Origin of the sequence: Qipengyuania aestuarii, assembly GCF_019711535.1 — a bacterium.
GTDB lineage: Bacteria > Pseudomonadota > Alphaproteobacteria > Sphingomonadales > Sphingomonadaceae > Qipengyuania > Qipengyuania aestuarii.
This window is the reverse complement of sequence record NZ_JAIGNP010000002.1, coordinates 196,867-217,672: the sequence shown is the minus strand read 5'-3', so window position 1 is coordinate 217,672 and position 20,806 is coordinate 196,867. Positions and strand designations below refer to the sequence as shown.

The following is a 20,806-nucleotide window of genomic DNA, read 5'->3' as shown; positions in this document are numbered from 1 at the left end:
AGGCCAGCGCCATGACATCACCTTTCATATGGCTGCAGCACGCCCTGCCCCATCACCTTGTCTCGCGCGGCGCGGGAAAGATCGCGTCCAGCCGGACGCCGTGGCTCAAGAACCTGCTGATCCGGCGGTTCATCGACGCCTATGATGTGGACATGAGCGAAGCTGCCCGCAGCATCGAACAATTCGCCAGCTTCAACGATTTCTTCACCCGCGAACTGAAGCCAGGCGCACGTCCGCTGGCCGATGGCTCCACCCAGATCCTAAGCCCCGCGGATGGAGCGGTCAGCCAGATCGGGCGGATCGAGCAAGGACGCATCTTCCAGGCGAAGGGACGCCATTTTACCGCAGCGCAATTGCTGGGCGGTGACGAGCAGCTTGCCCGCAAATTCGACGGCGGAAATTTCGCCACCATCTATCTTTCGCCGCGAGACTATCACCGCGTCCACATGCCTGCCGCAGGTACGCTGGACCACGCGACTTACGTGCCCGGCGAGCTTTTCTCGGTCAATCAGGTCACTGCGGAAAATGTCGACGGCCTGTTCGCGCGCAATGAACGGCTGGCGTGCGTATTCGACGGCCCGGATGGGACATTTGCCAGCGTGATGGTCGGCGCCATGATCGTGGCCGGGATCGTGACGGTCTGGTCGGGTCTGATCGAGACACACAACCCGGAGCTTGTGCGTGCGGATTATGCCCCGGGTCAGCACAGCTTCTCTGCTGGCGACGAAATGGGCCGCTTCATCCTCGGCTCCACCGTGGTGCTGTTGTTCGAGCCTGGCAAAGTCGAATGGAGCGCAGGTCTGAAGGCAGGCGACTCCGTCCGCATGGGTCAGGCGATCGGCCGTAGGCTAGGGTAACAGATGCCCCGCCCGGTCGCGCTTGGTCGCGAGGTAACGGGCATTGTGCGGATTGTCGGGCAGCGAATGTGGCACGCGTTCCGCCACCTCGACCCCTTGCGCGGACAGGGCATCGACCTTCGCCGGATTGTTGGTCATCAGCCGGATCGCCCTGATGCCGAGCAATTCCAGCATGCGCGCCGCCGTGGGAAAATCGCGCGCTTCATCGGGCAGCCCCAGGCGCGTATTGGCATCGACCGTATCGAACCCCTGATCCTGCAGACGATAGGCGCGCAGCTTGTTCACCAATCCGATGCCGCGCCCTTCCTGCCGCATATAGAGCAGCACGCCCCAGCCGCCCTTTTCAGCCTCATGCGCCATGGCATGCAGCGCGGCATTCAATTGCGGACCGCAATCGCATTTGAGGCTGCCGAGAATATCCCCTGTCAGGCATTCGGAATGCAGGCGAACCAGCGGCGGCTTATCGGTATTTTCCTGCCCGATGATAAGCGCGACATGCTCGCGCGTGTCGTCAGGCGAACGAAAGGCCACAATGCGGGCCCCTTCCGCCGCCGCCACGGGAAGCCTGGCGCGCGTGGCAATGCGCAGGCGCGCAGGATCGGTGAATTCGCTTAGGTCGCTTGGCTGCAGGCTCGCCGCCTCGCTCGCGCCGCTTGGATCGACAAGGAAGGCGGGCAGGATACCGGCTATCCGGGCCAGCTCCAGCGCAGCGCGGGCCTGCTCTTCCCATTCGAGGGAGAGCGCCTTGAACGGACCTTTCAGCGGATTTTGCAGATCGAGCGCGGGATCCGCGACGGCAAGCGCAGCTGGCAGGTCGAATGCTTCTGCGCCGCGGAGCAGAACGGGCGTGCTAGGCACCGCAGCCTCGCGCTGATTGGCGAGCTTGAGCGTGGCGGCCCGTGTGGCGGACACCAGCATCGTCTCGCCCGCGACGTCGGAAAACGCGGTTTCGACCGGCTGCAGCAGCGGCGCACCCTCGATCGCGAGCGGCCAGCCGTGGCGCAGCGCATCCACCGCCAGCGCCGCGCGCCGCGAAGGGGAAGGCTCGCTCAGATGTCGAACTCCGTCACCAGCGGGACGTGGTCGGACGGTTTTTCCCAGTCGCGAGCGTATTCATGGACCGAATGACCGGTCGCCTGCAGCGCCAGTTCGGGGCTCGCCCACATGTGATCGAGACGGCGACCCCGATCGTTCACTTTCCAGTCCTTCGAGCGGTAGCTCCACCAGCTGTAATACCGCTCGGGCGCCTTGATATGTTCGCGCCCGATATCGGACCAGCCGTGCGCATCCATGAAGCGCTGGAGGCTTTCGACCTCGATCGGCGTGTGGCTGACGACTTTCAGCAACTGCTTGTGATTCCACACATCGCTTTCGAGCGGGGCGATGTTGAAATCGCCCACGATCAGCGTCGGCCGATCGACGGCATCGGCCCAGCGGGTCATGCGTTCGAGAAAGTCCAGCTTCTGCCCGAATTTCGCATTCACTTCGCGGTCGGGCTCGTCGCCGCCCGCCGGGACATAGACATTCTCGACGATCATGCCGTCATGGTCGGGAAGTTCGACGCCGACATGGCGTGCCTCGCCATTATCCTGCCAGTCGTGGCGCGAGACTTCGCGGATCGGCACACGGCTCACCGTCGCCACGCCGTGATACCCCTTCTGGCCGTGAACTGCGATGTGCTCGTATCCCAGTTCCCTGAATGCCTCATAGGGGAACTGGTGCTCCTGGCACTTGATCTCTTGCAGGCACAGGACATCGGGTGCCGTTTCTTTCAGGAAACGCTCCACGATGGGCATGCGCAGGCGAACGGAATTGATGTTCCAGGTAGCTACAGAAACCATGGCGCGGGAGATAGGGTGCCAAGGCTCGACGGTCTACCCGCAGCGGGCAACAAAAAACCCTCGAGCCGGGGGCATTGGCTCGAGGGTTCCTTGTGAGCGTTCGTCACGCTTTGACGAAGCGGTTAAGTGAGCGGGGCAATCAACAGGGGGGAAATTGCCGCCCGCCGCTTCGATAGATCATTTTTAGGCCTCTGCGGATTGCTACTCAATGAACGCAAACCGTCAGTGAATCGCAAAAGGCGAACGGCCTGACGCCCTTCCGTTCAGCCTGGACGACGAGACGAGCGGCGCGGATCCTTGAAGGTGAACGCGCTGTCGGCAACCGACACGCCGTAGCGGTTGTTGCTGAGGCGCACGGTGGTGCGGTGATTCTGCGAATCGAGCGCGACCCAGTGCGTAAGGCGCAGACCGCCGGGCGCGGAGGCATCGCGCGCGAAGATGAGCGTGATGACGCCGAATTCCGGACGCTTGGGATCGCGTACCTCGATGCTGACGACATCGCTGTGGCTGGTCTGGACCAGCTTGCCGTATTTCTTCACGTCACGGCTGGGATCGAGCAGCGCACCGAGCGGCGAATTGGTGATCGGCCAGCGCTGGACCTGGTTCACCTCGTAGTCGATCATATACATCGACTTGCCGTTCGACACGACGAGGAGCGGCACGCCCTTTTCGTATTCGAAACGGATCTTGCCGGGGCGCTTGAGCGTCATGACACCCGACACGGCCTGGCCGTTGCGGTCCGTCTGGACGAAGTTCGCCTTCATGGTGGAAATGCCGCGCAGCGCCGCGACCGCCTGGTCGAGATCGCCTGCAGCCGCCTCCACCGGGGTCGGTGCGGCATAGAAGGACGCGGGAACGCCGACGGCCATCGCCAGAGCGAGGGCCGATGCGACGGGGCGATTCTTGAAGATAGACAAGGTGTTCATGCTCCTGAGATAGGGTCGGAGCATTGAACTGACAGTGAACTGAAGGCGTTCCCGCCGTTCAGCTTCCGGAGCGCACGCCCCGCCAAGATTACTTGATCTTGGCTTCCTTGAATTCAACGTGCTTGCGCGCCACCGGGTCGTACTTCTTGAAGACGAACTTTTCGGTGTGGTTGCGCGGGTTCTTCTTCGTCACGTAATAGAAGCCCGTATCGGCGGTCGAGACGAGCTTGATCTTGACTGTTGCGGGCTTCGCCATGGCGTGTTCCTAAAGATCTTTCTGAGGGGCCGACCCGACGAGCGGGACAAGCCGAAAAAATAAGGGCGGCGCGAGCAGCACCGCCGTTCCGGCGCGCCCTTTGTGTGATTCACGGAAAAAAGTCAAGCGCCGGGACGCCGATGGCTTACCAATCTACCTTGCCGCGATTGGCCTTTACCGCGCCGCGGACCTTCTTCGCCTTGAGCCGCTTGACCTTGCCCACTCGATTGACACGGCTTTTCTTGCGCTTTTTCGGCGGCGTCAGCGCTTCGCCGAGCATGGCCACGAGCCGCTCGCGCGCCGCTTCGCGATTTTGCTCCTGTGTACGGTATTCATTCGCCGTGAGGACGATCTCCCCTGCCTTCGTGAATTTGCTGCCCGCAATCTCTTTCAGCCGTTCGAAGGCCTCGGGCGGCATGCCGAGCTGGAAGACATCGACTCGCAGCTGCACCGAAGTGGCGACCTTGTTCACATTCTGACCGCCCGGGCCGGAAGAGGCGATGAATTTCTCCTCCGCTATTTCCAGCGCACGGTCGGCAATTCTACCCATCCGTAAACCCGAGAGCGGCAAAATCGCGCGGCAGGGGCGCGGCCGCCTCGATGGGCGATTTGCCTTCGCGTGGGACAGTCAGGCCAGCGGCATGCAGCATCGTGCGCGGCGCGCCCTTCCCGGTGCCATAGACCGGATCGCCGAGCAGCGGCAGACCAAGCCCCGCTTCGCAATGAATGCGGATCTGATGTGTGCGGCCGGTTTCCGGGCGGAATTCCAGCAAGGCCTTGCCATCATGTTCCATCAGCTTGCGCCAATGGGTGACCGACGGTTTGCCCTTCTTCGCAGCGATCATGCGCCAGCCCTTCCCGGCGCTGCTGATCTTGGAAAGCGACAATTCGATCGTGCCCTCTTCCTCATCGGGCACTCCGGCAACGATACCGAGATAGCGCTTGGTCACCAGCCGATCCTCGAAGGCCTTGGCGAATCGCTTGAGCGCCTTGGGGTTGCGTGCAAGCAGCAGGCATCCGCTGGTATCGGTATCGAGCCGATGGACCGGCGAAGGGGCGCGCTGAAAACCGAGTTTCAATTGCTCGAAATGATCTTCGAGACACGGACCGCCGCGCTTCGGGCGATCGACCGGGAGACCGGCGGGCTTGTCGATGACGAGCGCTTCGCCGTCTTCGAAAATAATCGGGATGGGGGTCATGCAGTCTTCAATTCGGCGCGCACCAGTTGGCGCAGCGCGTTGCCGAGGAAGAAACCGTCCTCGAGATCGGCGCTCGTGAGTTCGGCTTCGCGTGCCTTGCCCTGATCGAGCAGCGACTGGCGAAAAACGCCGGGCAGCAGGCCGAGGCACGCTGGCGGTGTGAGCAGGATGCCGCCGCGTTCGACAAAGATATTGGTCACGCAGCCTTCGGTCAGCAACCCGTCCTCGCGCACGAACAACGCTTCGCTTGCGCCGTTCTGCCGCGCAACAGCCTGCCCGTCCTCATAAAAGCCGCGATCAGTGGTTTTGTAGCGCAGGCGCCAATCGCCCGGATCGACAGGCAGCGGGAGCACAATGCACGGAGCAGGACTGGGCCACGAGGCAGGCATGTCTTCGACCTGCAGCGCGACTGCCCCACTGCGCGACGAGAGCAGGCGGATCCTGCTCGGCTTGTCGAGGACGAAGCAGGAAGCATGGAGCTGATTGCGCGCTTCGTGCCGGTCGAACCGGAATCCCAAATCGTTCGCCGCATGCGTCATGCGTTCAAGATGCTTTTCCAGCATCTCGATACCCTGTTCGGGCGTGAAACGCATGGTTTCGATCAGATCGAACTGCGCCGCCTGATGTTCGGGTGAGGAAGTGCGCGCGAATTCTCCCTTCAGCAAGGCTTCGCGCCATTCGGTTCGCATGTCGCCATCGGCGACGATGGCCCCGCCGACACCGAGCACGGCCTTGCCGCGGCCGTTTTCGACCTCGGTCAGCCTCAGCGTCCGAATGGCGACATTGAAAGCCGCATCGCCATCGCTGCCGATCCGGCCCATCGCGCCGCAATAGGGCCCGCGCGCGGCAGGCTCTAGCTGATCGATCAGTTCCATCGCGCGGATCTTTGGAGCGCCGGTGATGGATCCGCACGGGAAAAGAGCCCGTACGAGATCGATCGCGCCCATATCCTCTCGCAGCCTGGCCCGTACCACGCTGACCATCTGATGGACGGTGGGATAGCTTTCTATGGCGAAGGGTTCGTCGACGCGCACACTGCCGGCCTGCGCCACACGCGAAAGATCGTTGCGCATGAGATCGACGATCATGAGATTTTCTGCACGGTCTTTCACCGAGGCTGCCAGTTCGTCGGCCAAGGCGCGATCCTGATCCTCATCGGCGGATCGCGGACGCGTCCCCTTCATCGGCTTGGCCTTCGCCTCCCCGTCTTTCAGCGAAACGAAGAGTTCGGGCGAGAGGCTGAGCAGCCAGTGCGAGCCATCGAATATCACTCCGCCATAGCCGGCCCGGGCAGCAGGCCGGAGCGCTGCATAAAGCCCCAGCGGATCGCCAGTGAAACCTCCCGCCAGCGGGAAGGTCAGATTGGCCTGATAGATGTCGCCGCGGCGAATCGCGTCCTGAAGCTGCGCGAAAGCTTCAGCATATCCGCCCAGAGAAAGCTGCGGCTCGAGCGGGCCGACGCTGCCCGGGCCCGTCGAGCGTCCGGCAAGCCATCGCGGCATGTCGGAAGCGGCGATGCGCTCCGCTCCGTCGAACAGGCCGAGCCAGACCAGTGGCCCGGTACCACCGGTTCTTGCAGCGGCAAGATGCGCCAGGCGCGGCTCCAGCGCCAGACCTGCTTCATAGGCAATGTAGCCGGCAAGTTCCCCGCCCTCCTTGCGAGCCGTTTCGGCAGCGGCAAGTACGCCGTCGACCTCTTCGGGACGCCTGGCGACGAAGAGCGCGCGCGGGTTTTCATAAAATAACGCATCGGCGGCGGCGCTATCGCGCGCATCGTCCAGCAATACAAAGGGATGTCGGCCCGCCATTCTGCAGAAAGCCTTTACATTCCTTAGCGTGCAAGTCGAGCGATAGCTTGACCTTGCGCCCGCCACTGCGCCAAGTCGCCGACGGAAGGGTGGCAAGGGCTGGAATGAATATGGACAGGATTTTCCTCGGACTTGGCGCAAATGGCGAGCCGCAGCATCTGCAGCTGGGACAAGCCAATCGCCACGGTCTGATTGCGGGAGCGACCGGCACCGGCAAGACCGTGACGCTGCAAGGCCTGGCAGAGAGCTTCTCAGCTGCAGGCGTTCCGGTGTTCGTTGCCGATGTGAAGGGCGATCTGGCAGGCATTTCGATGACCGGGTCTCCCCAGTTCAAACACGCCGACAAGCTGGAAAGCCGTGCCAGGGAACTGGGCATGGGAGATTATGCCTATGCCGATAATGCCGCGGTCTTCTGGGACCTATACGGCGAAAAAGGTTTCCCCATCCGCACGACCATTTCCGAGATGGGACCACTCCTGCTTGCCCGGCTGCTCGATCTCAACGATACGCAGGAAGGTGTGCTCAATATCGTCTTCCGCCATGCGGACGAGAACAATCTTCTGTTGCTGGATCTGGGTGATCTGCAGGCGATGCTGGCTTTCGCTTACGACAACGCGAAAGACCTGTCGGGCCAGTATGGCAACGTATCCAAGGCCAGCGTGGGCGCGATCCAGCGCCAGCTGCTGAGCTTCGAAGCGCAGGGTGCGGACATGTTTTTCGGCGAGCCTGCGCTGGAAATCAACGATTTCATCAAGCTCGATGAGAACGGGCGGGGCATCGTCAACGTGCTCGCCGCCGACCGGCTGATGCGCAGCCCCAAGCTCTATGCGACCTTCCTGCTATGGCTGCTGGCCGAACTGTTCGAAACCCTTCCGGAAGTCGGCGACCCTGAAAAGCCTAGGCTCGTGTTCTTTTTCGACGAAGCCCATCTGCTGTTCGACGATGCACCCGACGCGCTGGAGGACAAGGTCGAACAGGTCGTGCGCCTGATCCGTTCAAAGGGCGTCGGCGTCTATTTCGTCACGCAAAACCCTATCGATATTCCGGAAAAGATCGCCGGGCAGCTGGGCAATCGCATCCAGCATGCCCTGCGCGCTTTCACGCCGCGCGATCAGCGTGCGATCCGCGCGGCATCGGAAACCTTCCGCATCAATCCCGAACTCGATGTCGAGCAGGCAATCACCGAACTGAAAGTGGGCGAGGCGCTGGTTTCGACACTCGGCGAGGATGGCGCCCCGTCGGTGGTGCAGCGCACTCTCATCAAGCCGCCTCACTCGCGCCTCGGCCCCGTGACGGAGAAGGAGCGGAAGATCGTCAATTCGGTGAGCGATCTGGACGGGAAATACGATGATCCCGTGGACCGGGAAAGCGCGGAGGAGGTGCTCGCCGCCAAGACGGCCGATGCGGCAGCCACCGCTGCAGAGGTGGAGCGGAAGGGCCGCGCCGAAGTCGGCAAGCGCGAACGCAAGACGACCAGCATGTGGACGAGGGCCGGTAAGGCCGCTGCGACCGCCGCCGCCGGATCGCTGACCTCGGTGGCGGTCGCCACGGTGTTGGGCAAGAAGTCCAGCGCCGATCCGGTCCGCACCGGCCTCAACGCTTTCGTGCGCAATATCGTGGGCGGGTTGATGCGCTAGAGCGGCAGGCGCAATTCAGCGCGCAAGCCGCCGCCCGAGCGATTGGCCAGCGCCAGCTTTCCGCCATGCTGCTCGGCAATGGCGCGGGCGATAGTAAGGCCGAGCCCTGCGCCGCCCGTCGCCCGGTTGCGGCTGGTCTCGCCGCGAGTGAACGGCTCCATCATTTCCGCGATACGGTCTTCGGGAATGCCCGGGCCGGTGTCTTCGACGCTGATGATGGCTTCGCCGCCCCGCTTTTCCAGCGTGATTTTCGCCGTACCGCCGTACCGCAGCGCATTCGACACGAGATTGCGCACTGCTCGCTTGGCCCATGTCAGATGCACGGGTGCGGCGACATGTTCGCCTTCCGTGAGCGAGACGGGCAGTTCCATATCCTCGAATTCCTCGACCACCGAAACCAGCAAGGCGTAGAGATCGGTCCGTTCGGCCGGCCTTTGAGCGCGGCCCAGCCGGGCGAGCAGCAGTATTTCGTCGAGCGTGCGGGTAATATCCTCGATGCTATCGACCATCCGCGCCCGGGCGGTTTCGTTTTCGACGCCCTCAACCCGCACACGCAGCGCGGCGAGCGGTGTCTTGAGATCATGCCCAATCGCCCCAAGCATCACGTCCTTTTCCTCGATCATGGCCCCGATCCGTGCCTCCATCGTATTATGCGCACCGATCAGCCGCCGCAGGTCCTCCGGCCCGCGCGGCTCCATCGGTTCGCTGCTGCCAGGAGCCTGTGCAAATTCCTCCGTTCGCCGCGTCAGATCGGCGAGCGGCAGCGTGATGCGGCGCAGAACCAGCCACAGGACCAGCGATAGCAACAAGGTGAGCGCGGCGGCCCGGGCGAGGGGCAGGACCGGACCGAGTCGGTCATCGGTGGGGCGGATCGGTGCGCGGACGATGTCCCAGCCTTCATCATCCCGTATCCCCGCAACGGCCACGGAGTCCGGAAGCTGGCTTTCGTCGAGGTTCCGACGCCTTGCGAAGCGCTGAAGAAAGCGCTGGGCCGCAGGATCCGAGGCGGCCGGGCGCGAGACCAGTTTGATTTCGCTGAAATCGCGCCCGTTATCGCGCAGCGTCTCGGCCAAGCGGTCTTCAAGTTCCGGGAGGACGCGGTCGCCCGGCAGAACTTGGAAAGCAGCGGCGCGGGTAAAATCGGTCCCGGCAAAACGTCGTCCGCCGCGCCGCCCCCATTCCCTGCCGCCGTTCCGATCTCTGTCGTTCGAAGCTCGTTCACTGTCTGGCTGGAGACGTGTGTGAATCCTCATGAGCGGGCCCCGCAGCTCAGCCTCGCGCAGTTTGGCCGACGCGATGAGACGCAGGCCGAGCCTGTTGACCAGCTCGGTTTCGGCGCGATCCTTCTCTATCCGATACGTAAGGAAGCCATTGATGCCCTGAACCAGAAACAGGGTGAGAGCGACTGCCAGCGTGACCTGGCCGAGCAGGCTTTTCGGCAGGAATCGCCTCATGATTGTCCAAGCGATACGCGCTCGACCTCGGCGCCGAAACGGTACCCGCCGCCACGCACGGTCTGGATGAAATGCGGGTGGCGGCTGTCGACTTCGATCTTGCGGCGCAAACGGCTGACCTGATTGTCGACGGCGCGGTCGAACAGATGCGCCTCGCGTCCCTGAACGATATCCAGCAATTGGTCGCGATCGAGCACGCGGCGGGGCCGATCGCAAAATGCCTGCAGCATGCGGAATTCGGCGGTCGAGATCGGCACCAGCGTGCCTTCGGGATCGATCAGTCGGCGCTTGAGAGGGTCGAGGGTCCAGCCCTCGAAGCGATAGGCGAGCTCTTCTGCCGGAGCGTCGGGAGACCGGTCGGCGCGGCGAAGGACGGAGCGAATCCGCGCCACCAGCTCGCGCGGCTCGAAGGGCTTGGCGACATAGTCGTCGGCTCCGATTTCCAGCCCGATGATGCGGTCCATCGCCTCGCCCTTGGCGGTCAGTAAAATAACCGGCAAATTACGCGTCTCGACCAGATGGCGGCAAAGCGACAGCCCGTCTTCGCCGGGCATCATGATATCGAGAAGAACGAGGTCCGGAGCTTCTGACTGCATCCGGCTGCGGGCAGCAGCCGCGCTGTCCGCTTCGATCACGGCGAACCCCTGGCCGATCAGATATTCGGCCAAGGGCTCGCGCAGGGAACTCTCGTCATCGACGAGCAAGATTGTGGTAGGCGCGATGTCGGTCATCAAATCCTCTTGGTGGCGCCTATCTTGAGTGGGGCTTGCGGGACAAGCCTCTTATTCGCCCGCCGTCTGGCGTTTCGCTTGCCATTCGGCGCGGCGCGCCTCCCGGGCCGCCTGGCGTTCGGCGGCGGTTACTGTTCCGTCGCCATTCGCATCGGCGCTTTCAAAACGGGCAGTCGCTGCCGCGGTGAACTCGGTCCGGCTGATCGCCTTGTCTCCGTTGCTGTCGGCCATACCGCCCCGCATGTGATGGCCACGCTTGCCGCCGCGACGGCCTTCGCGGGCTTCGCCGCCACGTTTGCCGCGCATCTCGTGCATCGCTTCCAATTCAGCTTTCGAAAGGCCTCCGGACTGGTCGGCATCGAGTTTGGCAAAACGCTCGGCCATGCGAGCCTGGCGCTGCTCGGCACGTGCTTCATTGGCTTCGCTGCGCCGGCTCTTGCGCGCCTGATGCATCGCCGCCATCTCGCTCTGTGACAATTCGCCGTCGCCATTGGCATCTGCCTTGGCAAAGCGCTGCTCGGCACGTGCCGCGCGGTCGGCCGCATCGATAACGCCGTCCTTGTTGATGTCCATGCGATCAAAGCGAGCAGCTGTCTGAGCCGCAGCCTCGCTACGGGTGACCTCGGCTTGAGATGCAGCCTTGTTTAGCGGCCCTTGAGCCAGAACAGCAGTTCCGGCCAAGGCCGTAGCAGCAGCGGAAAATGCGAAAATGGTCTTTTTCATGATACTCTCCAAAACAGGGGAGAGCTGCGCGGACCCGTCATGAGGAGGGGAGGAAATCGACGACCCCGTCGCAGCTCATGAACCTCTTCTAGGCTGCCATTGTCGCAGCATTATCCCGAAGACCGAATGAATTGTAACGGAATGTCGCGCATCGAAAGGGCGGTTCATTTTGGCGAAAGGCCCGACCGGTCCGCCACCCCGCATGGCGGCGAACGCCCCCTGGCCGCAAGACGCGGCCAAGGGACATCATGACAGGAGCAGTCTCCTAGAGGGGCGCGCACTCGCGTTCGAGCCATGCCAGATCTTCGCCCTCGAGCTGCGGCGCGAGGATCTCCCGCGTTTTGGCGTGGTAGCTATTCCACCACTCGATTTCCTGCGGGGTCAGCATCGATTTGTCGACCAGACGGCGGTCCAGCGGCACATGGGTCAGCGTTTCGAAGGTCAGATACTTTCCTTCAGCCCCATCGATTTCTGCATCGACGACCAGCACCAGGTTTTCGATCCGGATGCCGAATTCACCGGCCTTGTAATAACCCGGCTCGTTTGAAAGGATCATGCCCTCGCTCAGCGGAGTTTCCGTGCCGGGGAAGGCGCCGCCGGGCTTGGAGATGCGCTGGGGGCCCTCGTGCACGGCAAGGTAACTGCCGACACCATGGCCGGTGCCGTGACCGTAATCGACGCCGGCCGCCCACAGATGCATACGCGCGAGCACGTCGAGCGCACCGCCGGTGGTCTGGTCGGGGAAACGGGCCCGGTCGAGTTCGATGTGACCTTTCAGCACACGCGTGTTGCGATCGATCATTTCCGCACTCGGTTCGCCGGGACCGACCCAGACGGTACGCGTGATGTCGGTGGTGCCGTCAGGATACTGGCCGCCCGAATCGCACAGATAGATGCTGGAGGGCGGGATTGTGATGTTGCTATCATCGTCGACCTTGTAATGCGGAAGCGCCGCATGGCCGGCAGCGGCACTGATCGTGTCGAAGCTGGTGTCTTTCATATCCGGGCTCAGACCGCGGAATTCGCGCAGCTTGGCGGCAGCGGTCAGTTCGTCGATGTCGCCCGAAGGTGCATTCTCTTCGATCCAGCGAAGATACTTTACAACCGCTGCACCGTCGCGCGCCTGCGCATCGCGATGACCTTGCTGTTCCGCCGGGTTCTTGATCGCTTTGGGCATAACGGCAGGATCCGCATCCCGCACGACCTTGGCTCCGCCCTGTTCCAGTGCGTGGAAGATACCGGCCACAGCATGCTTGGGATCTACCGCGACGATCTTGCCCTGCAAGCCAGCCAGGGCCGGCTCGAAATCGGCCCGGTCACGAACCCGCACCGCATTACCGAGATGCTGGGTGAGTTCCGGGGTTACCTTCTCGGGCGCGATAAACAGTTCCGCCGTTCCATCGGCGTGCGCCAGTACATAGGACAAGGCGACAGGCGTATTGTCGACGTCCACCCCGCGCATGTTCAGCAGCCAGGCCACCGAATCGAGCGCGGTAATCACCGTCGCATCGTACCCTTCGCTCTTCAGCCAGTCGGCCACTTCGGCGCGCTTGTCGGCGCTGGACCGGCCTGCGAATTTGTCGTCATGCGGAACGGCCGCTTCCAGCGAAGGCTGCGGGCGATCGGCCCAGACAGCATCGATCGGATTGCCATCGACCGCGACCAGTTCGATGCCTTTCTTGGCGAACAGCTTTTCCGCGTCTTCCGCCCAATCGACACCGTGAAGCCAGGCATCGTAGCCGATCTTCGCCCCCTTGGGCGCATTGGCAGCGATCCATTTGGCAGGCGAGGTCGCCGGCACGTCTTCATAGTCATAGAGCTTGCCATCGACTTGTTCGCGCACCTGCACGGTGTAGCGGCCGTCGGTGAACATGGCGGCCTTTTCCCGCAGGACCGCCGCGCTGCCGGCGCTGCCTCCGAAGCCGGTCAGCCAGTGCAGGCGCTGGGCGTAGGAGCCGACGTATTCGCTCATATATTCGTCGGAAATGGGGATGACGAAACCGTCGAGGCCGCGCTTGTCGAGTTCGGTGCGCAGCGCGTCGAGACGGGCTTCATGGGTCTGCATAAGCATGGGCGATAATCCTTTCATCGGGCTGCCGGGCGCAGAAGCGAAGCAGCACTTGCGGCCGACAGTGGCCGCGCATAATCACATCTTCGTCAATAGGCGCTTACCGCCGGTCTTTCCAGCTTTGTGCCGATCAAGAAGGGTGTTCCGTGACTTTCAACCGACTGGTCGCATGCCTATCTGTCGCCGTGCTGGCCCAGGCCGCACCAATCTATGCCCAATCCAACGAAGGGACATCCGTGACTGCCCCCACCTCTCCGCCGACCGCCGAAAAACGCGACTATTCCTATTCGCACCACGGGATCACGATTTCTGATCCCTATCACTGGCTCAAGGACGAGAGTTATCCCACAATCGACGATGCGGAGGTGCTGGAGCATCTGAAAGCCGAAAATGCGTGGTTCGAGGCGCGCATGGCCCCGCAGCAGGCGCTGGTCGACGAGCTGTACGAGGAAATGAAAGCGCGGGTGAAGGAGGACGAGAGCAGCGTCCCCCAAAAGGATGGCGACTGGCTGTACTGGTCCGAATTCGAGCAAGGCAAGGAATACCGCAAATACTACCGCAAGCCGGTGGCGGGCGGAGAGCCCTTGTTGATCCTCGATGAGAACGAACTGGCGGAAGGGCACGAATATTTCCGCCTCGGCGCCTTTTCGGTTTCCAAGAACGGTCGTTATCTCGCTTATTCGGCGGACACCAATGGGTCGGAACGCTTTACCGCCCGTATCAAGGATCTGGAGACCGGCGAGCTTCTGCCGGACGAAATCCCCGGCACGCTGACCGGGCTTGCGTGGGTCATGAACGACACGGCAATCGTCTATGGTCTGGCCAATGACCAGTGGCGCGTCCACGATGCGACGATGCATGTGCTCGGCACACCGATCGCGGACGATGTCGAACTCTACCGTGAAACGGAAAACGATGGCTTTCGCGTCGATGCGGGGCTGTCGGCGCAGGAAGACTGGCTGATCATTTCAACCGGTGACAACGAGACCAGCGAAGTGCGGCTGGTGCGGGCAGACGATCCGACCGGCGAACAGATCCTTGTCGCCCCGCGCAAGACGGGCCGCGAATACGATGTCGATCTCCGCACCGAGGATGACGAGGCCGTCCTCTACGTGCACACCAATGACGATCACGTGAACTTCCGCCTCGCCACGGCGAGCCTCGACACACCCGGCGATTGGACCACGCTGATCGCGGGGTCGGACGAATTCTATCTCGACGGGTTCGAGCTGTTCAAGGATTTCTACGTCACCGAAGGCCGTCTGCGCGGGCTCGACCAGATTCAGCTGCGCAGTTACACCGACCCCAATCTGGTCAAGCCCATCGCCTTTACCGAAGCAAGCTTCTCGACCGGACTGTCGAACAATCCCGAATATCAAACCGACCGGCTGCGGCTTGCCTATGAAAGCATGGTCACGCCCGGTTCGGTCTATGACTACCATGTCGATACCGCTGAGCTGGAACTGCTCAAGCAGCAGGAAATCCCAAGCGGCTATGATGCAAACCTCTATCAGGTCGAGCGGATCGAGATTGCTGCACGCGACGGCACGCCGGTTCCAGTATCCATCGTCAGCCGCAAGGATCGCGAGGCCGGCGGGCCGCTGCATCTCTATGCCTATGGCGCCTACGGTTTTGCCTACCCGCCCAATTTCTCGACCACGCGCCTCAGCCTCGTCGATCGCGGCTATGCCTTCGCAATCGCGCATATTCGCGGCGGCGACGATCTCGGGCGCATCTGGTATCTGCAGGGCAAGCTCAACGAGCGCACCAACACCTTCAACGATTTCGTTGATGTGGCGAAGGGGCTGATTGCCCAAGGCTACACGGCGCAAGGCCGCATCAGTGCGAGCGGCGGCTCGGCGGGCGGCGAATTGATGGGCGTAGTGCTCAACACCAATCCGGAGCTGTGGGGAGCGGTGGTCGCACACGTGCCTTTCGTGGACGTGCTTTCGACCATGCTCGACAAGGACCTTCCGCTCACCCCGGGCGAATGGCCCGAATGGGGCAACCCGATCGAGAGCAAACAGGCCTTCGCTTATATCCTGTCCTATTCGCCCTACGATCAGGTGGCGGCACAGGATTATCCGCCGCTGCTGGTCACCGCCGGCCTGAACGATCCGCGCGTGACTTACTGGGAACCTGCCAAATGGGTTGCCAAGCTGCGCGAATTCAAGACCGACGATAACGAACTGCTGCTCAAGACCAATATGGGTGCAGGCCACGGCGGCAAGTCGGGCCGCTTCGCGTCAATCTATGAAGTGGCGGAAGAATACGCTTTCATCCTGTGGCAGATGGGCGAGGCGATATGAGCAAGCGTTTCGAGAGGACCTTCACCGCCCTTCCCGAACATATCGACGAGCTTGGTCATGTGAACAACGCCGTCTGGGTGCGCTGGATTCAGGACATCGCGGTCACCAATTGGGAAGAGGTCGCCGCCCCCGAGGACAGCGCGCGCTTCTTCTGGGTCGTGACCCGGCACGAGATCGATTATCGCGGCAATGTGGCAGAAGGCGAGACAGTGACTGCGGAAACCTGGATCGAGGGCCAGCCCAAGGGCGCGACTTCGGTCCGCAGGGTCGATTTCCGCAATGCCGCCGGCAAAGTCATCATCTCCGCAGCGACGACCTGGGCGATGCTCGATCGCGAGAGCAACCGCCTGGTCCGGGTGCGTCCTGAAATCCTGGAGCCCTTTCGCTGACCGCCTTACGCGCCGCAGGTCATTCCGCAGCCTGGTGCGAGAAGCGGGGAATAGGGTCTTCAGCACGCAGCTTCTCCATCTCTGCCGCATCGCGTCCCGAACATTTGGCATCGTAAAGCAATCGATCGGCCAGTACATAGAGCTTGCCGAAGCTTTCCGTCGCTTCGGCGCTGGCGAGATCGCCAAAATCCACGAAGCCCATGCTCGCCGTCACTGGCCGGTCGACTTCATCCACTTCCGCCAGGATGCGAGCCGTCATTGCCTTGCGCCGCGCCTCGGCTTTTTCTGCCGCATCCTTTCCGCGAAGCAGCAGCAGAAATTCCTCGCCGCCCATCCGGAAAGCGATGAGGTCGTCGTCGTCTCCCGGACTGAGCGCCCAGGCAGCGCTGCGAATGACGCGGTCCCCTACCGGGTGGCCGAAATCGTCGTTTATGGCCTTGAAATCGTCCAGATCGACCAGCGCAAGCGCATTGAAACCATCCTTCACGAGCTCTGGATAGCGAATTTCAAGCGATCGCCGGTTGCGCAGCCCGGTAAGCTCATCATGCTCGGTGATTGCTTCCAGATCGCGTGCGGTCAGAAGAGCGCGGTCGCGCTGACGCCGGATAATGAGGAAGCGGTCCGCGACCGCAAGAGCCGTCGCCAGGACCTCGAACAACAAAGCAAAGTTTTGCGGCCATGTTTCGTCGAACTCTCCGCTCTCGCCTAAGGCATAGACGCTGACCGTCTGTGCCAGGATGATCAGAAAAAGGGGCAAGATGCCCAGCGCAAGCAGTACGGCCACCCGGCTTGCGTTTCGGCGCGCTCTGAGCAGTATCGGGAAATAGGCCCCGAAAAGCGCCACCAGAACCCCAAAATAGATGTAGTCGATATAGTCTGCCAGCGGGTCGATCAGGAATGTTCCCACCAGACCATTGGCGACAGCCAATCCCGCCATGGCCAGCAACCAGCGGCGGTGCCGTGGCGTAAGACTCTTTCGCTCGATAAATCGATAAGCGAAAAGGAAGGTCGCCGCGATCATGAGATCGAGGCTGAGATATGTGATCGAGAGTTCTGCCGAATACGAAAGCGCGGTAACCATCGGGAGCAGGCCCGAGACGGCAGCGGTCTGAATGACTGCCATCATGCAAAACAGGCTGTGATAAAGCAGGAAGGGTTCGCGCAGCGCCCGGTAGAAAATGAGATCGAAAATTGCCGGCGTAAGCAGGAGCCCGCAGAACAGCGCTGCCAGCAGATGGTAATATCCCGCGACCGCCGGCGTATCGGTTTCCCGCGCAAATTCGGCGTCGACAAATACGTCAGGATATTGGCCGCCCTCATGGATGAAGGTGATCGTCCGCAAGGGGCCACCAGGATCCGGCAGTTCGATCATGGCGCGAAGGCTTGAGGGACCAAGCTTGAGATCTTCAAATCCGAAGGTCCGTGACGCTATCGTTCCGTCGATCGCCTCGGCAGTGACCGTGAGGCGATCGAATTCGAAGCGATCGAACTCCGCATAGCGGGGATAAGCACCGGCTCCGGTAAAGCCGGACAGATCGTGACGGATGATATGTCGCGCCGCGTTCCAATCGAGCAGGTCGTCATCGCAGTTCCAGTCGCCGGGTGTCTGAACGGCCTGACGATAGGACATGCTGGTATCGGTGGAAATGTGGCAGATCGACCCCGGAGCAAATCCATCGCTTGCCTCAAGCCTACCCGGGACGAGCAGCATCGCCGCGCAAAGCACGGTGATTGCCGCAGCCCGCCATGAAGCAGACCGCAAGACTGCGATCAGGGCCCTTCCCATTGAGAGCCCCGATACGCATTATTTTCCTAATGGCACGTTAAACTTGTGTTGCCGCATGAAACCGGGATTTTATGCCGTCAGGACCTCGGCGACGGGGCGATAGCCATAACCCAGTTCGCGCGCGACCGCTTCATAGGTAACTTCGCCGGCATGGACGTTCAGTCCTTCGGCCAGATACGGGTCCGCAGCGAGCGCCTTCTTCCATCCCAGACGGGCAATGCGCAGGGCATGCGGCAGGGTCACGTTGTTCAGGGCATAGGTGCTCGTTCGCGCTACGGCACCGGGCATGTTGGCGACGCAATAATGGACGATGTCATCCACCACGTAAGTGGGGTCGGCATGCGTCGTCGGCTTGGATGTTTCGAAACAGCCGCCCTGATCGATCGCCACGTCGACCAGCACCGCGCCGGTCTGCATGTCCTTGAGCATTTCACGGGTCACCAGCTTGGGAGCCGCTGCACCGGGTATCAGCACGGCACCGATCACCAGATCGGCGCTGCAAACCGCATCGTAGAGATTAGCCTGGTTGGAGAACCGGGTGCTGGCGCGCGATTCGAAATGGGTGCCGACCTTCTCCAGCACATCGGGATCGCGGTCCAGAATGGTGACGTCCGCCCCAAGACCGGCCGCCATCTGCGCCGCGTTGAAACCGACGACACCGCCGCCGATCACCACGACCTTGCCCGGCATCACGCCCGGTACGCCGCCCAACAGAACGCCGCGGCCCCCATGGGCCTTCTCGAGCGCGCTCGCCCCGGCCTGGACGCTCATGCGCCCGGCCACTTGGCTCATGGGCTTGAGGAGCGGAAGCTGGCCGTTGGCCCCGGTCACGGTTTCATAGGCAATCGCCGTCACACCGCTGTCGACGAGATCCTTCGTCTGCTCCGGATCGGGCGCGAGGTGAAGGTAGGTATAGAGGATCTGCCCTTCGCGCAGCTTGGCCCGTTCTACGGCCTGCGGTTCCTTGACCTTCACCACCATCTCGCATTCGGCGAAAATCTCGTCCGCCGTGTCGACGATCTTTGCCCCCGCCTCGATATATTGTTCATCGGTCGCATCGATGCCGCAGCCGGCCTGAGTCTCGATCCAGACCTCATTGCCCTGGACAATCAGCTCCTTCGCGCTCTCCGGCGTCAGGCCGACGCGATATTCGTGGTTCTTGATTTCCTTGGGGCAACCGACACGCATTATGCGAACTCCTTCTCTTGCGGAGGGAGGTACAGGCCTAGCTATCGGGCAGCAAGCAAAGGAGGCACGGACGCAAGCTTATTGCGGAACAGGGGCCCAGCGGATTGCAATCTGCTCGCCATCAGCCTCATCGACTTGCGCAATCTCGATTCCCTCTCCGCGCAGGCGCGTGGCCAGCGCCTCTGTCTGCTGTGCAGGCCCGCTCAATATCAAGGGCAGATCGATTCGCCGTGCGGCCCAGAGCACGGTCTTTTCCGCCGCGACCCCGGCATCATCCGGACCATCCTCGCCCAGCGTAACGGAGGGTAGCGCAAGTAGAGGGGGTCGCAATCTGACCTGCCATCCGGGCGTATCGCCGATCACGCGCGCTTCGAGATCGCGATAGCCTTCGAGCGCAAGGCCCGGCAGAGGTTTGGCATTGGCCGAGACGATGCGCGTATCGCGGTCGAGCAGGACGGCGGAACGGTCGACGCCGGCGGCCATCGCCATACGGTCGACCAGCGTGGAGATCTGGCGCTCGGTCGCGGCAGCCTGTTCGGCGGCGCGGGCACGGGCCAGTTCGGCCTGCTCGGCTGCCCCCGGATCGGCACCGACGCGCAACTGTTCGACGTTTACGCTGACTTCGCGGCCAAGCTCTTGCTGAAGTGTCTTGGAAAGATCACCGTTCGCGCCCGTATCGAAATCGGGGGTGAAGACCGTGGCCGTGATGTTGAGCGGTTCACTGTCCCAGTCGATCGTCTGTTCGCTGATCCTGGCGCGCGAACCGAATTCCGCCTGGATCGCATTGCGCACGATCCGCTGGGAATTGGTCTCCCACGCAATCTGCCGCAGCGACAAGCCCAGCGGGATCGCCAGAGCCACGAAGATCATGAAGATGCCGACATTCTGGAACCAGCCCTGCCGCGTGGAGAGGCTCGTGCGGAAACCGTAGAGGCGCGCCATGATCGTGGCGGTCAGCGCGATGGTCAGGCAGTTGGTCACGAATAGGCCGAGCGCGCCGAAGAACACGGTCCAGTTGAGTGTGGCGAGCCCGAAGCCCACCACGGCCAGCGGCGGCATCAAGGCCGTTGCAATGGCCACGCCGACGATGGTGCCTTCGCGGCCGCGGATCATCGCATAGGATCCGGCGATCGAGGAGAACAGCGCCACCAGCAAGTCTAGCAAGTTCGGCCGCGTGCGCGACGCGATTTCTTCAGTGACCGTCTGAAGCGGCGAAACCAGCACAATCAGCGCGGCGAACAGAACCGCGACGATGCTCCCGAGCGCCAAGGTCTTGGCGCTGATGCGCAGCCATTTCTGCTTGCCGGTCGCCAGCGCGAAACCGACCCCGAGGATCGGGCTCATCAAAGGCGAAAGCAGCATGGCGCCGATGACCACGGCCCCCGACGAAAGCAGCAGGCCGAGGATGGCGATGCCCGCCGACATCATCGTCATCAGCATGTACCGCGCGGTCATCGGGCATTCGAGCGCGATCTTGGCGATCACTTCCTGATGATCGACACCGGTGCGCACATTAGTTCGCCAATAGTGGCGCACCTGTGCCACGCCCCGGCCGATGGGCGAGAATACCCAGCGGGCGGCGCGTTCTGCCTCTTCGTCGGCGGATGGATTGCGGGTAACGGCGTCCATCACTT

At 62.3% G+C, this 20,806-nt stretch carries 18 protein-coding genes; 4 read left to right on the top strand and 14 right to left on the bottom strand.

What is annotated here, in order from left to right:
* The first annotated feature begins 11 nt into the window (after positions 1-11).
* The gene (asd, locus tag K3175_RS06280; protein ID WP_221542540.1) at positions 12-857 is read left to right on the top strand and encodes an archaetidylserine decarboxylase; all 846 of its coding nucleotides are present in this window, start codon (positions 12-14) and stop codon (positions 855-857) included.
* On the opposite strand, the gene ribA is transcribed toward asd, so the two are convergent.
* The 7 genes from ribA to pabB all read right to left on the bottom strand — a co-directional run bounded on the left by ribA (position 849) and on the right by pabB (position 6,887).
* On the bottom strand, positions 849-1,871 hold the full coding sequence (gene ribA / locus K3175_RS06275) for a GTP cyclohydrolase II (RefSeq protein ID WP_345719328.1): 1,023 nt from the start codon (positions 1,869-1,871) through the stop codon (positions 849-851). The genes asd and ribA overlap by 9 nt on opposite strands.
* Before the next feature lie 35 nt (positions 1,872-1,906).
* Positions 1,907-2,698 (bottom strand): exodeoxyribonuclease III, encoded by a 792-nt coding sequence (xth, locus tag K3175_RS06270; RefSeq protein ID WP_221542539.1) that lies wholly within the window; start codon positions 2,696-2,698, stop codon positions 1,907-1,909.
* Between the two features lie 263 nt (positions 2,699-2,961).
* A complete protein-coding gene (locus K3175_RS06265; RefSeq protein WP_221542538.1) occupies positions 2,962-3,624 on the bottom strand; it encodes a LolA family protein in 663 nt (220 codons plus the stop codon).
* Between the two features lie 88 nt (positions 3,625-3,712).
* Positions 3,713-3,880 carry a 50S ribosomal protein L33 gene (gene rpmG, locus K3175_RS06260; protein WP_006832561.1) on the bottom strand — a complete coding sequence of 56 codons (168 nt, stop codon included), beginning with the start codon at positions 3,878-3,880 and terminating at the stop codon, positions 3,713-3,715.
* A 145-nt stretch (positions 3,881-4,025) separates the two neighbouring features.
* A complete protein-coding gene (gene arfB / locus K3175_RS06255) occupies positions 4,026-4,430 on the bottom strand; it encodes an alternative ribosome rescue aminoacyl-tRNA hydrolase ArfB (protein WP_221542537.1) in 405 nt (134 codons plus the stop codon).
* A complete protein-coding gene (locus tag K3175_RS06250) occupies positions 4,423-5,079 on the bottom strand; it encodes an RluA family pseudouridine synthase (RefSeq protein WP_221542536.1) in 657 nt (218 codons plus the stop codon). The genes arfB and K3175_RS06250 overlap by 8 nt, the downstream gene beginning before the upstream one ends.
* Positions 5,076-6,887: an aminodeoxychorismate synthase component I gene (pabB, locus tag K3175_RS06245; protein ID WP_221542535.1), complete on the bottom strand. Its 1,812-nt coding sequence runs from the start codon at positions 6,885-6,887 to the stop codon at positions 5,076-5,078. The genes K3175_RS06250 and pabB overlap by 4 nt, the downstream gene beginning before the upstream one ends.
* Before the next feature lie 110 nt (positions 6,888-6,997).
* Here pabB and K3175_RS06240 point away from each other — a divergent pair, with 110 nt between their 5' ends.
* A complete protein-coding gene (locus tag K3175_RS06240; protein ID WP_221542534.1) occupies positions 6,998-8,524 on the top strand; it encodes a helicase HerA-like domain-containing protein in 1,527 nt (508 codons plus the stop codon).
* Here the strand turns inward: K3175_RS06240 and K3175_RS06235 are convergent.
* From K3175_RS06235 to K3175_RS06220, 4 genes are all read right to left on the bottom strand, one after another.
* Positions 8,521-9,978, bottom strand: coding sequence for a sensor histidine kinase (locus K3175_RS06235; protein WP_221542533.1), 1,458 nt, complete (start codon positions 9,976-9,978; stop codon positions 8,521-8,523). The two genes, K3175_RS06240 and K3175_RS06235, sit on opposite strands and share 4 nt — an antisense overlap.
* Complete coding sequence (locus K3175_RS06230) at positions 9,975-10,709, bottom strand: response regulator (protein ID WP_221542532.1); 735 nt, start codon at positions 10,707-10,709, stop codon at positions 9,975-9,977. Before K3175_RS06230 ends, K3175_RS06235 begins: the two co-directional genes overlap by 4 nt.
* Positions 10,710-10,760: 51 nt before the next feature.
* Positions 10,761-11,432 (bottom strand): EF-hand domain-containing protein, encoded by a 672-nt coding sequence (locus K3175_RS06225; protein WP_221542531.1) that lies wholly within the window; start codon positions 11,430-11,432, stop codon positions 10,761-10,763.
* Positions 11,433-11,697: 265 nt separating this feature from the next.
* Entirely contained in the window at positions 11,698-13,503 is a 1,806-nt protein-coding gene (locus K3175_RS06220; protein WP_221542530.1) for an aminopeptidase P family protein, read from the bottom strand.
* A 203-nt stretch (positions 13,504-13,706) separates the two neighbouring features.
* On the opposite strand from K3175_RS06220, the gene K3175_RS06215 reads away from it, so the two are divergent.
* Complete coding sequence (locus tag K3175_RS06215) at positions 13,707-15,809, top strand: S9 family peptidase (protein WP_425594832.1); 2,103 nt, start codon at positions 13,707-13,709, stop codon at positions 15,807-15,809.
* On the top strand, positions 15,806-16,198 hold the full coding sequence (locus K3175_RS06210; RefSeq protein WP_221542529.1) for an acyl-CoA thioesterase: 393 nt from the start codon (positions 15,806-15,808) through the stop codon (positions 16,196-16,198). The genes K3175_RS06215 and K3175_RS06210 overlap by 4 nt, the downstream gene beginning before the upstream one ends.
* 19 nt (positions 16,199-16,217) lie before the next feature.
* On the opposite strand, the gene K3175_RS06205 is transcribed toward K3175_RS06210, so the two are convergent.
* From K3175_RS06205 to K3175_RS06195, 3 genes are all read right to left on the bottom strand, one after another.
* Complete coding sequence (locus K3175_RS06205; RefSeq protein ID WP_221542528.1) at positions 16,218-17,909, bottom strand: sensor domain-containing diguanylate cyclase; 1,692 nt, start codon at positions 17,907-17,909, stop codon at positions 16,218-16,220.
* 144 nt (positions 17,910-18,053) lie between these two features.
* Complete coding sequence (gene ald, locus K3175_RS06200) at positions 18,054-19,172, bottom strand: alanine dehydrogenase (RefSeq protein ID WP_221542527.1); 1,119 nt, start codon at positions 19,170-19,172, stop codon at positions 18,054-18,056.
* A 78-nt stretch (positions 19,173-19,250) separates the two neighbouring features.
* A complete protein-coding gene (locus K3175_RS06195) occupies positions 19,251-20,801 on the bottom strand; it encodes a DUF389 domain-containing protein (protein ID WP_221542526.1) in 1,551 nt (516 codons plus the stop codon).
* Positions 20,802-20,806: the final 5 nt, after the last annotated feature.